The sequence below is a fragment of the Paenibacillus glycinis genome (assembly GCF_009909185.1).
GTDB lineage: Bacteria > Bacillota > Bacilli > Paenibacillales > Paenibacillaceae > Paenibacillus_Z > Paenibacillus_Z glycinis.
Window position 1 is genome coordinate 41,499 of the sequence record NZ_JAAAMV010000024.1, and the last position, 14,698, is coordinate 56,196.

Annotated in this window: 14 protein-coding genes and 1 pseudogene; 8 read left to right on the forward strand and 7 right to left on the reverse strand. The window is 57.2% G+C overall.

Translation table 11 applies throughout. The features are described 5' to 3' along the window. Window positions 1-38 precede the first annotated feature (38 nt). Complete coding sequence (locus GT019_RS23660) at window positions 39-1,001, forward strand: ABC transporter ATP-binding protein (protein WP_161745902.1); 963 nt, start codon at window positions 39-41, stop codon at window positions 999-1,001. Further along, complete coding sequence (locus tag GT019_RS23665; RefSeq protein WP_161745903.1) at window positions 998-1,810, forward strand: ABC transporter permease; 813 nt, start codon at window positions 998-1,000, stop codon at window positions 1,808-1,810. The genes GT019_RS23660 and GT019_RS23665 overlap by 4 nt, the downstream gene beginning before the upstream one ends. A gap of 94 nt (window positions 1,811-1,904) precedes the next feature. Here GT019_RS23665 and GT019_RS23670 read toward each other — a convergent pair whose 3' ends face one another. Continuing rightward, a complete protein-coding gene (locus GT019_RS23670) occupies window positions 1,905-2,084 on the reverse strand; it encodes a hypothetical protein (RefSeq protein ID WP_161745904.1) in 180 nt (59 codons plus the stop codon). Between the two features lie 57 nt (window positions 2,085-2,141). Beyond that, window positions 2,142-3,059 (reverse strand): helix-turn-helix transcriptional regulator, encoded by a 918-nt coding sequence (locus tag GT019_RS23675; protein ID WP_161745905.1) that lies wholly within the window; start codon window positions 3,057-3,059, stop codon window positions 2,142-2,144. Between the two features lie 104 nt (window positions 3,060-3,163). Here GT019_RS23675 and GT019_RS23680 point away from each other — a divergent pair, with 104 nt between their 5' ends. The 3 genes from GT019_RS23680 (at window position 3,164) to GT019_RS23690 (ending at window position 5,668) form a co-directional block, all read left to right on the forward strand. Beyond that, a complete protein-coding gene (locus tag GT019_RS23680) occupies window positions 3,164-3,658 on the forward strand; it encodes a GNAT family N-acetyltransferase (RefSeq protein WP_161745906.1) in 495 nt (164 codons plus the stop codon). 143 nt (window positions 3,659-3,801) lie between these two features. Further along, a complete protein-coding gene (locus tag GT019_RS23685; protein WP_161745907.1) occupies window positions 3,802-4,251 on the forward strand; it encodes a MarR family winged helix-turn-helix transcriptional regulator in 450 nt (149 codons plus the stop codon). A gap of 244 nt (window positions 4,252-4,495) precedes the next feature. Beyond that, window positions 4,496-5,668: an MFS transporter gene (locus GT019_RS23690; RefSeq protein WP_235949151.1), complete on the forward strand. Its 1,173-nt coding sequence runs from the start codon at window positions 4,496-4,498 to the stop codon at window positions 5,666-5,668. Between the two features lie 126 nt (window positions 5,669-5,794). Here GT019_RS23690 and GT019_RS32720 read toward each other — a convergent pair. Next, window positions 5,795-6,646 (reverse strand): annotated as a pseudogene (locus GT019_RS32720) (AraC family transcriptional regulator N-terminal domain-containing protein); the annotation flags it as partial. 187 nt (window positions 6,647-6,833) lie between these two features. On the opposite strand from GT019_RS32720, the gene GT019_RS23705 reads away from it, so the two are divergent. Then, complete coding sequence (locus GT019_RS23705; RefSeq protein WP_161745909.1) at window positions 6,834-7,889, forward strand: aldo/keto reductase; 1,056 nt, start codon at window positions 6,834-6,836, stop codon at window positions 7,887-7,889. Between the two features lie 34 nt (window positions 7,890-7,923). On the opposite strand, the gene GT019_RS23710 is transcribed toward GT019_RS23705, so the two are convergent. The 4 genes from GT019_RS23710 to GT019_RS23725 form a co-directional block, all read right to left on the reverse strand. Then, window positions 7,924-8,847, reverse strand: a complete 924-nt coding sequence (locus GT019_RS23710; RefSeq protein WP_161745910.1) for an oxidoreductase — start codon at window positions 8,845-8,847, stop codon at window positions 7,924-7,926. Between the two features lie 331 nt (window positions 8,848-9,178). After that, complete coding sequence (locus GT019_RS23715) at window positions 9,179-10,297, reverse strand: GerAB/ArcD/ProY family transporter (protein WP_161745911.1); 1,119 nt, start codon at window positions 10,295-10,297, stop codon at window positions 9,179-9,181. 5 nt (window positions 10,298-10,302) lie between these two features. Then, on the reverse strand, window positions 10,303-11,415 hold the full coding sequence (locus GT019_RS23720; protein WP_161745912.1) for a Ger(x)C family spore germination protein: 1,113 nt from the start codon (window positions 11,413-11,415) through the stop codon (window positions 10,303-10,305). Between the two features lie 5 nt (window positions 11,416-11,420). Beyond that, entirely contained in the window at window positions 11,421-12,905 is a 1,485-nt protein-coding gene (locus GT019_RS23725) for a spore germination protein (RefSeq protein WP_161745913.1), read from the reverse strand. Window positions 12,906-13,106: 201 nt separating this feature from the next. Here GT019_RS23725 and GT019_RS23730 point away from each other — a divergent pair, with 201 nt between their 5' ends. Both GT019_RS23730 and GT019_RS23735 read left to right on the forward strand, forming a co-directional pair. Beyond that, window positions 13,107-13,493, forward strand: a complete 387-nt coding sequence (locus GT019_RS23730) for a TFIIB-type zinc ribbon-containing protein (protein ID WP_161745914.1) — start codon at window positions 13,107-13,109, stop codon at window positions 13,491-13,493. Between the two features lie 227 nt (window positions 13,494-13,720). Continuing rightward, entirely contained in the window at window positions 13,721-14,626 is a 906-nt protein-coding gene (locus GT019_RS23735; protein ID WP_161745915.1) for a LysR family transcriptional regulator, read from the forward strand. Window positions 14,627-14,698 lie beyond the last annotated feature (72 nt).

Below are 14,698 nucleotides of genomic sequence, written 5' to 3' on the forward strand. Positions count from 1 at the left end.
TGCGAGTGAATTCCATAAGTGACAGGGGGGCAGCCCGGATGAGCCGAACGGCGTATGAAGCTAGAGGCATCAGTCAGGTCTACAAGAAAGGAAAGCAGCGGGTCAGAGCAAACGACGACATCTCGTTAACGGTCGGGGAAGGCGAAATCTTAGGCGTGCTCGGTCCGAACGGCGCGGGCAAGTCGACGCTGATCAAACAGCTTGTCGGTCAGCTGAAGCCGACGGAGGGCGAGGTGCTGTTCTTCGGCCGCGACGTGCTGCAGCAGACGCGCACGGTCGCGGAGTACGTCGCTTATTTCTCGCAGGAACCGCATGTGCTGTCGGTGCTGCGCGCGCATGAAGCGCTGGCGTTTACCGGACGGCTGCGCGGGATGGATGCCCGGGAGGCATCCCGCCAGGCGCATGAGCTGCTCGCGCGATTCGGCATGGCGGACATGGAGAACAAGTTTCTCAAGCAGTTGTCCGGCGGGCAGAAGCGACTCGTCGGCATCGGCACGGCGCTCATCGGGAACTCCCCGGTGCTCATTCTCGACGAACCGACGAATGAATTGGATCCGAAAAACCGCCGATTGGTGTGGCAGATGATCCAGGAACATAACCGGGCCGGCGCGACGGTCATATTGGTTACCCACAACGTGCTCGAGGCCGAGCAGGTGGTCGATCGCGTCGCGGTCATCAACCATGGACGCCTGCTCGCGATCGATTCGGTGGCGAAGCTGAAGCGGCAGGTCGATCAGCGGTTGAAATTCATGATCACCGTCGAGGTCGGCAGGCGGGAAGAAACGGAGACGGCGCTTCGGCCGTGGGGAATCGTGCAGGAAGCGGGCGAGAATCGGCTTCGGGTGCTGGTCGACAAGCGCAATGCGGGCGAACTGCTCGACTTCATCATCCGGCATACGGAACTGCCGATCGAAGAATATGCGGTTACCCCGCCCAGCCTGGAGGATGTATATTTTCACATCGACGAAGCGTCGGCGGTCCGGGAGGCGATGAACGCATGAAGACGGCAAACGGGTTGGCCGGATTGCCGGATATGGCGCATACGCGCGTTCGGGACGGCGGACTGCGTCGGTGGCGGACGGAGCTGTCCATTCTGTTCCGCATTCAATTCGCGATTATCCGCGACAGCTGGGTCTGGGTCGTGCTCATGGCGACGCTGCTTCCGCTGGCCATGATCCTGTTCATGAATTTCTTCATGGAAAACCCGACGCCGGAGACGATGGTGCGGATCCTGGCGGGCAATTTGATCTTCGGCGTGATCGTCATGGGCCTTAACAGCATGGGACAAGAAATTTCATGGCAAAAGCACCAGGGACACTTCACGTTCTATGCGTCGCTGCCGATCTCCAAGCTCAATTTCGTGATCGCGAACATGCTCCGGGGCTTGATGAGCACCCTTCCGTCCTTCATCATCCTGGGTGCGATCGGCCAGTATGTATTGGGCGTGGAGATTCACTATTCATGGGGGCTGCCGGTCGTCGTCTTGCTGTCGATGTCGAGCGTCGTCGGTGCCGGCGTGGCCCTCGGCTTCTGGTCGCCGAGCCATCAGCTGACGAACGTGCTGGCGCAGTCGCTGATGATGGTCGTGTCGTTCCTCTCGCCGGTCATGGTGGAGATGAGCAGTTTGCCGCCGTTCGTGCAGTGGATCTCTTATCTGCTGCCGACGACGTACGCCGCCGATGCGATGAGAGCAATGCTGCTGGGCGGCTGGAATACGGGCGTGCTCGCCGATTGTTTGATCATGCTGGGCTTTACGGCCGCTTCGGTGGTGTTGATCAATCGGCTGGTCAATTGGCGGGTGAAAGCCTAGATCCTGACGCGGCGGCGTGCGCCGAGGGTACGCGTCGCCATGCGCGGCCGCGGACAAATGGACCGTTCATGGTCAGGCCGCGGCAATGATTGCTTTAATGCTTCCCGATCGCCGCCAAGAAAGCTCGCAGCTTGATCCTCAGCAAGACGAAAGGAAGATGGCTGGGCTTCTTGTCGGGTATTTGCATCCACTTCCAGGCGTTTTGATCGAACTCCTTGAGCTCCTTATTTATTAGCCTCATCTGTTCTTCGTAGAAGTAGGGATGGTTGATCACCGGCTTCGCGCTCCTTTCGTCTATCTAGTGTAAAAAAAGAAGTATGACAGCATCCTGTCATACTTCTTCGTAGCGCACTAACATGTTTTCGATTTTCTTTTTCATCCGGCGCCTCAGCGAAGGGGGTTCGAGTACGACCGCCTCCTCGCCGAAGCCGAGCAATTTTTCGATGAGCCAATCGGTATCGATCGCGTTGAAGAGAGTCAGCGTCAGCGAGCCGTCAGCGTGGAACGTTTTCTCGTCCAAATAAAATTCGTCCAATACCCTGGCGAGCGAACCGCCCGTAAAACGAATGACGGCATGCTCGACCTGCTCCTGGCTGGAGCTGCGGCCGGATAAAACCTCTTCGGTATGTACGTCGCGATGGCGTTCGAATAATTCCGGCAGGACGTCAAGCTCCGAGATTCTCGTCAGCTTGAACACCCGATAGTCGGAGCGCGAGCGACAATAACCATATAAATACCAAGCGTCGAATTTGAGCACCAGGCTGACGGGCTCGACGGTCCGCGCTTGCCGTTCGCCCTTGGCATTCACATAGCGGAAGCGAACGAGCTGGCCGGCGTTAATGGCCGCGTGGAGCATACGGAGGTGCGATATATAGGCTCTCCAACTCCCGAGATCCAGCGTAAGGCTAGGGGGACGGCCGGTGTCGCGCTGAACGGTCTTCAGCCGCTCGATCGTATGATGGGTCCGTTCATCCTGAAACACGGTTGTCGTGCTGCTCAGCAGGGTGATCAAGGACGCGATGTCGTCGGAGCTGAGCAGGCTCTTGTCCATCTTGTATTCGTTCATGATTCCGTATCCGCCATTCGCGCCTTGATGGGAGACGACCGGAATGCCTGCCGCGCAGATCGCTTCGATGTCCCTGTAGATGGTTCTCTGCGAGACGCCGAATCTCTCCGCCAATTCCGATGCAGACACGACTTCTGTATTCAACAGCATGTAGGTAATGGACATTAATCTCTCCAGCTTCACGTACGAACCTCCGCCTCCGGCCGATTTTTTGCATGGCGCCTATTAGATCTTAGTCTAGTTGAACAAGGCGTGAATGAAAAGGAATATGCCGGGAATTGTCGAATATGGTTTTGAACATGAAATGCGAAAATCAGGAAACGAGGTGTGAAATCATAGCTTCGACGCTTATTATTCGAGAGGCACGGCAAGAGGATATAGCTATGCTATGGGAGTTTCTGCAACCGTATTCGGATCACGAGAATGCTTTTATGAAGCGGGTCTCATTGAAAATGAGCGACACCGATCACCACATTGCGATTGCGATGACGGGTGCGCAAATTGTCGGCTATGCATGGGTCCAGGATTACGGCGCACACGTGAGAACAGGCTTCAAAACGGCTCGTTTTCATGATTTGATCGTTGCAGAGCCATGGAGAATGCGAGGTATTGGCCGTGAATTGTTTCAATCGGTGAAAAGCTGGTCGCAGCATCGCGGAGTTAGATGGTTACAGTGGGAAGCTAGTCCCAAGGCCGTTGTCTTTTACGAACGAATCGGGTTAACAGGAGATCCTTGCCCTCAACCGGACTATCAATTCTTTGAAATAGAGTTTACTCTATGATAAGTTAACTAGGCGCTAAACTCGCAGTAAAAGGGCGAAAGAAAATCATCCCTCTTGCATTTACGGGCATACGAGACTAAAATCGGTTTAGCAATCGCGTTTATCGCGCACAATGAAACGAAGATCTTGGAGGTGATACGACAATGACCTTGGATATCGATATCATGGCGATATGCAACTGCACGAAGATAAGGCGCGCCCAACGATTGATCACGCGTCTCTACGATACCTGCCTAGCCGAGACGGGCTCGGGACTGCGTGCGACCCAGTTCTCCCTCTTGGGCTATCTCAAGAGCAGGGGGCAGAAAACGATGCTGGAGCTCGCCGAGCTGATGACCATGGATCGCGCCACGATCGGACATAATCTTCGCCCGCTGGAGCGCGAAGAATTGGTGCGCATTCAGGTCAGCGAATCCGATCGCCGTGCCCGTATCGTTTCGATTACCGATGAAGGGCTTAGACGGTTTGAAATGGGGAAACCGGGATGGGAGCGGGCGCAAGCCGAATTCGACAAGCAGTTCGGCGCGGAGCGTTCACAGAGAATGAGGGATACGTTGGACGAAGTCGCGGGTCTTTCCTTTCACCTATCATAAAGAGTTGATCCGGCCATCGACGATGAGTCGTCATCGTCGAATTGTTTCCAACATTCACAGCACGAATTAATGTCTTGCCTAATAGGGGCATACGAGACTAATTGGCGCATGTTTCCTCGTTCTTTCAGGTTATACGAATGCAATCATCGCGCATATGGCGTCGATACACGTTCGGAGATTGCATGCACGAAACAATGCTCCGGCGGAAGCCGGGAATTTTCTAAGCATCGAAAGGAGAATCAGCATGGGGAGAATGTTGTTGGTCGTGCTTATCATGTCCTGCGCGGCGACGTATGTTTCTTCGTTGTTTCCCGTGTACGGGGAGCATTATCAGATCAGCAGTTTGGAAATTACGATTTTGTTTGCCGTGTATGCCGCGATATTGCTGCCGACCTTGCTGGTCGTGGGAGCCCGGGGAAGCTACTGGGGATTGAAGAAGGTTCTTCGTTACAGCATCTGGATCTCCATCGCCTCGACGCTGCTCTTCATCCTCAGCACCAACGTTTGGATGCTCTTCGCTTCACGAATACTCGAAGGCATCGCTTACGGCGCTTTCACGGGCGTGGCAAGCGCGTTCCTGCTGAAGCAAACCGCTCCCGGCAAGATCGGTACCGCGCTCAAATTGTCCGGGGTAACGGTCAACATCGGGTTTGGCTTGGGACCGGCCATCTCGGGTCTAATCGTGCAATATTTGCACGTGCAGCCGCTTCGTTTGCCGTTTTGGTTCCTGCTCGGCATGTTGGCGATCGCTTTGGCGGTGTTGGAGCTGCTGCCCAAGCATGAGGATCCGAACGCGCGGAAGCTTAAGATATCGCTGGGCATTCCCCAAGAAATCAGCATGCCATTTTGGTCGTTTATCGGACTTCCGATTTTCACCGTGTTTACCCTGGGCGGCATCGTATTATCGCTTATTCCGTCCTTCGTGAAGAACGTGCTTCATTCCGGGAATCTTTCCATATCGGGCCTGCTGATCTTGCTGCTGTTGGGCGGAGGGGCGTTGATGCAGTTCTTCCCATGGCCTCGCAACCCCGTCACCCGGATGCGCATCAGCATACTGGCGCTTGCCGTCGGTTCGTGGCTCATCGTTTTTTCCGGAGAGACCTCGAGCTTGGCACTGCTCTGGGCCGGTTTTTTCATTCAAGGCATCGGAGCCGGCTGGACGTTTCAAGTCGCCTTGCGGTTTGCCGGCCAGCTGCCGCAGCCGGAAGGAAGACCGCGCGTCATCTCCGCGTTCTATATGTGCGCGTATGCCGGATTTATCGTGCCCCCGGTCGCCGTAGGCGTGCTGACTCAGTTCTTGAATTTGAACGCGTCGCTGGTCATCCTTAATTCGTTCGCCGCCATGATCGTCGTCTACGTGTTGATCTATTCTGTCTCGTTCCAACGATATTATGCGACATTCGCTTCGCGGCAATGAACGTTGCCGGCCGTCATTCCTCCTGCGCATACTGCCGCAGGCCGCCATGATGATCGTTCGGATATCCTGCAACGGCGAACGAGCGAACAGCCTTTTATATTCCCGGCTGAACTGCGTCGCGCTCTGGTAACCGACCCGCAGCGCCGCATCCGTCACGTTCGCCCCGTCGAGCAGCAGCCGGCGCGCCTCTTGAAGCCGCAGGCGCTTCTGATACTGCAGCGGAGCCATGGCGGTGACGGCTTTGAATTTGGCGTGCAAATTCGAAGCGCTCATGTTTCCCAGTTCCGCGAGTTCTTCGATCGTAAAGGGGCTGTCGAAGTGCGCTTTGATCCAGTCGATCACTTTGGCGATGCCGGAAGCCTCCTGGTGCAATAACATGTTCTTGTAGAAGCGCGGCCCGTCTTCGCCGTCCAACAAACGGTAAATGATCTCCCGCTTCACGGCCGGCGCGAGGTACTTGGCCGCCCGAGGGTCGGACGACAGCCGGAGGAGACGCTCGAAGCCTTCCAGCACGTCGGCGCCGGGCTTCCCGACGAAGATGCCCGCCTGCAATCCCGATTCCGCGCGCGGAACCAAACCGGCTTCCAACGCCACGTCGGCAACTTCTCCCGGCGTCAGCTCGATGCGCAATGCCAGGTACGGCGAATCGGCCGCCGCTTCCGTCACCTGCCCGTTGACCGGCATCTCGATGCTTGCGGCCAGATAATCCCCGGTCTCGTATTCGATCGTCAGGGGGCCGATCTGCAGCCGCTTCTTTCCCTGCAAGACGATGCATAAGGACGGCTTGAGCACGCCGTGCGCCAATAAGGTCGGGCCGGTTTCCTTCAATACCGTCAGAAACGGAATCGCCGTCTGCACCACCCTCGCGCTGCCTGGAAGCCGCATGCCTCCGATCAGCAGCCGGTCAAGCATCTCCTTCGCTTCAGTCCGCTCGCTGTGCATGGCTTGTCGTTCCTCCATCTTTGTATGCTTAGGCATTATTTAATCACGAAACATACAGGAAATCAATGTACGGCAGGAGGATTAGGCAGAAACCTCGTACGAATGAACTATCGTGCCGGACGTAACTGTTCCTATAATAGCTTATGTCGGGATGACGCAGTCGCAGATGGCCGTTGCCCCGGCTCCGAACGTAACGCATTATACTCGAGGAGGCTATCGTAGGATGCAGTATCAACAGCTTGGCAACACGGGTTTACTCGTCTCGCGGCTCGCGCTTGGCGCCATGACGTTCAGCAGCGGTCAGGGCATTCATAAAATCGTCGGATCGGTCGGGCAGGACGAAGCCGATCAGATGGTGAGAAAGAGCGTGGATATCGGCATCAACCTGTTCGATACGGCCGACGTTTACGGGGACGGCGAGAGCGAGATCACGCTGGGCCGGTCGTTTCGCAATCTGGGAATCGCGCGGAAGGATGTCGTCGTGGCGTCGAAGGCCGGCATGCGGGTCGGGCAAGGGCGTAATGACATCGGCGCCTCGAGAGGCCATATCATGGATGCCGTCGATGCCAGCCTGAAGCGGCTGCAGACGGACTATATCGACCTTTACCAAATCCACCTCGACGATGCTTTGACTCCCGTGGAAGAGACGCTGCGGGCGCTGGACGATTTGGTCAAGCAGGGGAAAGTGAGGTATATCGGGGTATCCAACTGGCACGCATGGAAGATCGCGGATGCGCTGGGGATCTCGAACCAGAAGAACCTGGCCCGATTCGAAACGCTTCAGGCGTATTATTCCCTCGCCGGGCGCGATCTGGAGCGCGAGCTGGCGCCGATGCTGGAAGCGAAGAAAATGGGCTTGCTGGTCTGGAGTCCGCTGGCCGGCGGTCTGCTGTCTGGCCGTTACGACCGCCGCAACCGGCAGGCGGAGGATTCGCGCCGTTCGGCATTCGATTTCCCGATCGTGGACAAGGAACGCGCCTGGAACATTATCGACGTCCTGAAGCCGATTGCGGAAGCGCACGGGTCAAGTCCGGCGAGCATCGCATTGGCATGGCTGTTGACGAGGCCGGTCGTCACCTCCGTGCTCGTCGGCGCGAAGCGGCTCGAGCAGCTCGAAGCCAACGTGGCCGCCGCCGATCTGGAGCTGACCGCGGAGGAGATCCGGCTTCTCGACGAAGCGAGCGCCCTTCCGCCCGAATATCCGGGCTGGATGGTCGATTACCAAAAAATCGGCCGGCTGGAACCAACGGAGAATCGTCTGGAGGCGCACCGACGTTAAACGAACCGTCAAGTCCAACAATGATGCGAGCCGGTTAAGATAAATACGAGATGCCGGTCAGCGACTCCGAGACCTCCCACAACCGGCTCATTAGTCGCGGGTCGTACAACGTCAGCACGGATCCGTCGACCTTGGGATACCCTTTGTTTCCGCCTCTCCCGTCCGGACCGACGTATTCGCCGCCTGCGAGCGACGGGTGCGTCGCCGCGTATAACGTCGGCAGGGCGCCCATCCCGGCCGATTGCGTGCGCAGGAGCTTCACCACGATTTTCATGAGCGGACCGACTTGCTGCTTGCCCGATCCGAGCGAGTACAGATTGGTGTTCGCCCTGCCCGGGTGGCTGCCCAAGCTGACGGTCGAGGCGCCGCTTGCCTGCAGCCGCGCATTCAGCTCGCGGGCGAACAACAAATTGGCGAGCTTGCTTTGACCGTAGAATTTGATTTTTTTGTAGCCTTTGCTGCCGTCCAGATTATCGAAATCGATCGCGGCTCCTTTAATCGCGGTGCTGCTCAGCGTCACGACGCGGGAGGAGGGGACGTTGGCCATCAGGGGCAGCATAAGTCCCGTAAGCGCAAAATGCCCGAGATGATTGCTGCCGAACTGAAGCTCGAATCCGTCTTTGGTCCTCTGATACGGCGGGGTCATGACGCCGGCGTTGTTGATCAGCAGCGTGAGCGAATCGTACGTTTGCCGGTATTCCTCGGCAAATCGGCGGATGCTGGCAAGATCGCTTAGATCCAGCTTCATCAGATTCAACGCCGCGCCGGGATATTCGTGCTTCAGCTGCCTGGCGACCGTTTCGCCTTTCTCCATGTTCCGGATGGCCAGCACCACCTCAGCGTTTTTCGCGGCAAATGCCCTTGCGGTCTCGTAACCGATCCCGCTGCTTGCGCCCGTTATCACGACTCTCGTTCCGCGTTGATCGGGCATGCGGTCCGTTGTCCAGCCGTTTCCCATGATGAATTTGGCCTCCCCGTGGATTGCTTATTCCGATACGCGCTCTGTCCCGCCTATCGGTTGATGTTCATTATAGAGCGATCCTGCCTATATGCAATCGCTAATGCGGGCGCTTCTGTCCCATATCCGACATTCGCCGCGGAAGTGTTGAAGAACAACCCGCGGACAGCAAAAAAACGGCAGAAATGCCGTTTTTTTTGCGCCGTCCCGCGGTTGCGGGGCGTTCACATGTCCGACAAGCGAAGGGGAGCATCGGATGCAACGCGGATGGGCCGGCGGGAAGCGGACGATTCGTATTCGTGCACCGGCGATCGCTCCCGGACGGATACGCTTACGTATACTTCAAGGGCGATATTCGCTTCCGCCTTCGCAACCAGGTGAGCACGAATAACAGGGGAATGAAGGCATACAGGAACCACAAGCCTACCTGATTATATAGCGTCCGTATCGGTTGGATGTCGTTCAAGTCCTTGATTGCCCCCTGCAAGACGGCGAACAGCAGTAGGCATACGACGAGAACGATTCGGGGTTTCGCCCGGAAGGCCAGCTTGGCGCTGTGGCAAACCGCCCACAAGCCGAGCGAGATATTGGCCAGGATCTTGATGAGCCATATCGAGAGAATCAAGTATTCCAGTCGCTGCATAAGCGGAATTTCCAAGACGGAAATCATATTCAGCGTCGGCCAGATCGTATGCAGGATTTGGCCGCGGCTGAAATACATGAACGCGGCGAGGAGCAGCCAGAGAAACATGCAGGTCGACAACAATACCCCGGCATGCGCCCACTTTCGGGACGAAGACGGGTGCTGCAGCAAGGGATAAGCGACGAGCAGCACCTCGAAGCCGATGTATTGAGCAGCCATCTGCTTGGACGAGCGCATGACCTCCGCGAACGAATGATCGAACGCGGGCATCAGGTTGACCGGGTGCAAATAGGGAATGAGCATCATCGAGAAAGGCGCGACGAACAGGAGGGAGCTCAGCAGTCCCCAGAAGCAAATGCCGGCAACGGCCTGAAGGCCCCCGTTGACGGCGTAATAGAGCAGCACGAGGAACAGCAGGCTGAACGGCCAGAAATTCATGGTCGGAAATATCCAGAGCTTGCACATCTCCAAGTATGACCGGTACGTCAGGAACGCGCCGAGCAGGGCGAACGCCATGAACGCCGCATTCAAGACGCTCCCCACCGCTCGGCCGAAACAGAAGTTGTTGATCGCCACGATCGTGGCGTTGGACGGTTCGTAACGGGAAACGATGCCGAATATGAGCCGCAGCAAGAGATGCACGCCGAGGCCCGCCAAGAGAACGGACATCCACGCATCGTAGCCCGCGTCGTTCACGACCTCGCGCTGAAATCCCATCAGGCTGACATCGACGATGCTTACGTACATGACGCACAATAAATGGATGGAAGAAATGGTGTACCTCTCGCGTCCCGCGGCCTCCGTCAATGCGCTCACCTCGTCAGTATATTGCCTAACTTGCCGACGCCCGCCTGCGTAATGCGAAGGTCGACCTTCACGTCCGTTCGCAGCGACGGGTAAGCGGCGTAAAATGGCTTCTCCTTCCAGCCCCTCGTCCGGCTTCGGACGAAATCGCCGAAGCCGACGGGATCCACGTCGAGCTTGACGCAGCGGGCGATAAAGGCCGTAATGCTGCCCTTCAGCTCTTGCTCCAGCCCGGACTCCAGCCGCGCTAAGTCGCGATCGGTGGCCACGCGCAGCGAACGGGGAATATCCTTGAGAACGACGTTCAGCTTTACGCCGAGTTCAACGGCGGGCACCGGCGCTTTCCGCAGGAGACGCATCCTCGTCTTCGACGAGATGCAGCGAATGACCAACGCTTCTTCGGGCCGCGCATTCGGCACCGGCATCGTATAGCTGCCGTCCCGGGCATTTTCCACCAGCAGCTTCAAGATGAACGCTTCATTGATTCCGATCCGGTCCCGGTAGGCTTCGCCTTTGAATAAAGCGATGCCGCCGATGTTCAATTCTCCGCGGTCCAGGGCAAGGGACGGCAAATAAAAATCCCGGCCTTCGCCGAAATAGTCGAATAGCGTGTCTTGAAACGCCCGATGCGGCAAATTGCCGTACCGCATGTTGTCTTCGATGAGATTCATCGCGTACAACGGATCGTTCGATCGGAGCGTGGCCGCGAGCAGCTTGGACGCCTCTCCCTCGGCGACGGCCAGCTGGAGCTTGCTCGATACTTTGGAATCCCGGAAGAAATTTTCCAGTATGGAGCCGATGCCTTGCCCGGCAAAGGAGCGGCCGAACATAATCATGCGCAACTGCCCGTATTGAACGGTTTTGTGCGATTTGGCATGCAGCTTGGGAATCATGTCGAAGGCGGTTCTGGATTCGGTATCGAGCAGGACGATTTTGGTTTCCCCTTTTTTGAAATATTCCCCGATCACGACCGCCGTTTTGACCCGATCCCCGGCCAAGTCGTAGCTGCCGGTCTGGGCGAGGTTGATTTTGTTGATGATCTGCTGGTTGCTGCAGGCGCTTAGCGCCGCGGCGGAAATCAAGATGCCTATGGCGCGAATCCAAGGTGCGCTGGCCGCCAAGATCGTCACTCCTTGTCTAGTATGCTTTCGCGCTTGACGGGCTTCGGTTTATAGCGTAATCGGGATTTGGGCTTCAAGTATCCCGGCCGTTCATTCAGCGCCTGGTACGAGGAACGAACGAGACTGTCCTTGAGCTCCTTCGGCCCCAGCGGATAGAACGGCGCCGTATACGGGGACCCCAACGATCTCAACCGGGTGATGTGAACCAGCAGGAAGCCGCAGCCGAGCAGCATTCCCGGACCGCCCCACAGCGCCGCCAACAGAATGATCGGAAACCGGATGAAGCGAATGGTATTGGACATCTTGTAGATCGGCGTAACGAAGGAAGCGAGCGCCGACAGGGACACGACAATGATGAGGATGTTGCTCGTCAGCGCGGCTTCGACCGCGGCTTGGCCCAATATGATGCCGCCTACGACGCCGATGGTTTGACCGATCCGCTTCGGCAGCCGCGCGCCCGCTTCGCGCAGCAGCTCGACCGTGATCTCCAGAAACAGCACTTCCATGATCGGCGAGATCGGGATGTTGTTCCGGGAGAAGATCAACGGATTCAGCAGATCCTTCGGCACGACTTCGTAGTGATAGGTCGTGATCGCGACGTACAAGGCCGAGGCGAACACCGAGTATACGACGCCCACGACCCGAATGATCCGAAAGAACGATGCCAGCGTCCAGGGAAGCAGATAGTCTTCCGAGGACAAAAAGAAATCGAACAAGGTCGAAGGTCCGACCAGAAAATACGCGGAGCCTTCGCTCGCGACCGCCACCTGGCCCATCAATAACGCGAAAATAACGCGATCCCTTCGTTCCGTCGTGGTGAACAAGGGAAAAGGCGACATGGAATTATCGGAGATGATCTGATCGAGCTGCGAGGTGTCGAACAAGACATCGAAATCCACGCCCTCGAGCCGATGCAGCATATTGGAGACATGATCCTCGTTGGCGACGTTGTCCAAGTAGAGGACGGCCACTCTCGACCTCGACATGCTGCCGATGGCGACTTCCTTCACGACGAGATTAGGGACGTTCAGTTGGCTCCGGATCAAGTGGATGTTGGTTTCCAGATCCTCGATGAAGCCGACGTTCGTTCCGACGACGCTGAATTCGCTCTCCGTGATATTGCTTTGACGGACGCCCTGGCGGCTGTCCAGGGGAATGAGCGCGCAGGCGTCGCCCCGTTGGTTCGAGCGCAGCAGGACGTGGCCCTTGAACAGCTTCGTTTGAATGACATGAACGTCGGCGGTAATTTCGATACCGTCGATGGGCAGCATGCGCACGATCGCCTCCAGATCGGAGGATGCCGGTTCCGGCGCCCTGGTCTGGAGCGGGTCAAGCAAATGCTCCCGCAGCAGCTTGTTGTCGATCAGCGTTTTGAAATACGAGATCGACAGCGGCGCGCCGGAGAAGGCGAGCTCGCTCGTCACGAAATCGCTCGACCGCTTCGCCAATCCGATCAGCGACGCCAGATCATTCGCTTCCGTGTGGACCATATGGATACGCCTCCCCGATCAGATTGCTCCCGTGCAGCGGACGATGATAGAGCGTCCATTATTGTCCGGCATAATGCCCAAACTTATGCAATTTCCGCAATAATTCCCGTTTGCGGGCATACGCCGGATGTTCGGCCGATTTCGAAACCAACGCGGCTTTCAAACGTAGAGAAGAGTCAATACGTGAAGGAGGCGATCCCGTTGAATTGTCCGATTTGCAACGATTCCCGCATGCGGGAGGTGGAGAAGGACGGCATTTTGATCGATGTCTGCCCGAGCTGCAAGGGCGTATGGCTGGACCGGGGCGAGCTGGATAAGCTGATGAACGATGTCCGCGAGGTGCGGGACGAATACAATCAATGGCATAACCGCGACCGGGACCGGGATGATGACGACGACCGCGACGACGACCGCTACCGGATGAATCCGAACCAGCGCGGCGGCTATCCGACCAACAACCAGCAAGGGTACGACAACCGCAACCCGAATTACGGACAAGGGTACGACAACCGCCAAGGCTCCTACGGCCATCCCCATAAGAAGAAGAAGAAATCCGTTTTGGACGTGTTCGGCGATTTGTTCGAATAGCGACGCGATAAAGCGGAACGAAACACCGGTCCGGGCGCAAAGCCCGAGACCGGTTTTCGCATTTGGCGGCGATCCGCTGGGGCGGAAGAACGACGGTCGGCCTGGACGGGTTTACCGCTTCCGCGGTCATTCATGCATGCGGGCTGCACGGCTTCATGCGGCTTTATTCGTTTTGTGGTACGATGTTTGCAAAAACCGCACCGCCATGGGGCGAGGAGGTGTCTTCGGTGACGCTGCAGCAATTAAAATACATTATCGAGGTGGCGAACCGCGGCTCGATCAACGAAGCGGCCAAGCGTTTGTTCATCTCGCAGCCCAGCTTGTCCAACGCGATCCGGGAATTGGAAGAGGAGATGGCGATCTCGATCTTCGAGCGCTCGAACAAGGGCATCGCGCTATCCAAGGAGGGGGCGGAATTCCTCGGCTATGCCAGGCAAGTCGTCGAGCAGGCGGAGCTGCTGGAGAGCCGCTACCTGAACGCCAAGCCTTCGCCGCAGCATTTCTCGGTATCGACGCAGCATTACGCGTTCGCGGTGAACGCCTTCGTCAGCCTCGTGCAGGAGCACGGCCAGGACGAATACGAGCTTGCGCTGCGCGAGACGAAGACGTACGAGATCATCGAGGACGTGAAGAGCATGCGCTCGGAGATCGGCATTTTGTATTTGAACGAGTTCAACGGCCAGGTGATCCGCAAGCTGCTCCATGCCGCTGGCCTGCAGTTCACGAGCCTCTTCACGGCGGAACCGCATGTATTCATCAGCGTCCACAATCCGCTCGCCAAGCAGTCGATCGTCACCATCGAGCAGCTGCAGCAATATCCGTACCTGTCGTTCGATCAGGGGGAGTACAATTCCTTTCACTTCGCGGAGGAAATCCTGAGCACGCTGGCGCACAAGAAGAGCATCCGCGTCCACGACCGGGCCACGCTGTTCAACCTGCTGATCGGCCTGAACGGCTACACGATCTCGACGGGCGTGCTCAGCTCCGATCTGAACGGCAACGAGATCATCCCGGTCCCGCTGGATTGCGAGGAGACGATCAACGTGGGCTGGATCAGCCCGCGCAATATGACGCTGTCGAAGCTCGGGGCGGCGTACATCGAGGCGCTTCACCGGGCAATCGCTGCCGTTTGAGGGATTCGTTATAGCTTTTGGCTATGGCTGGCAATAGATTATCGGAGTTACGCTATATCCGAGCAGGCATGA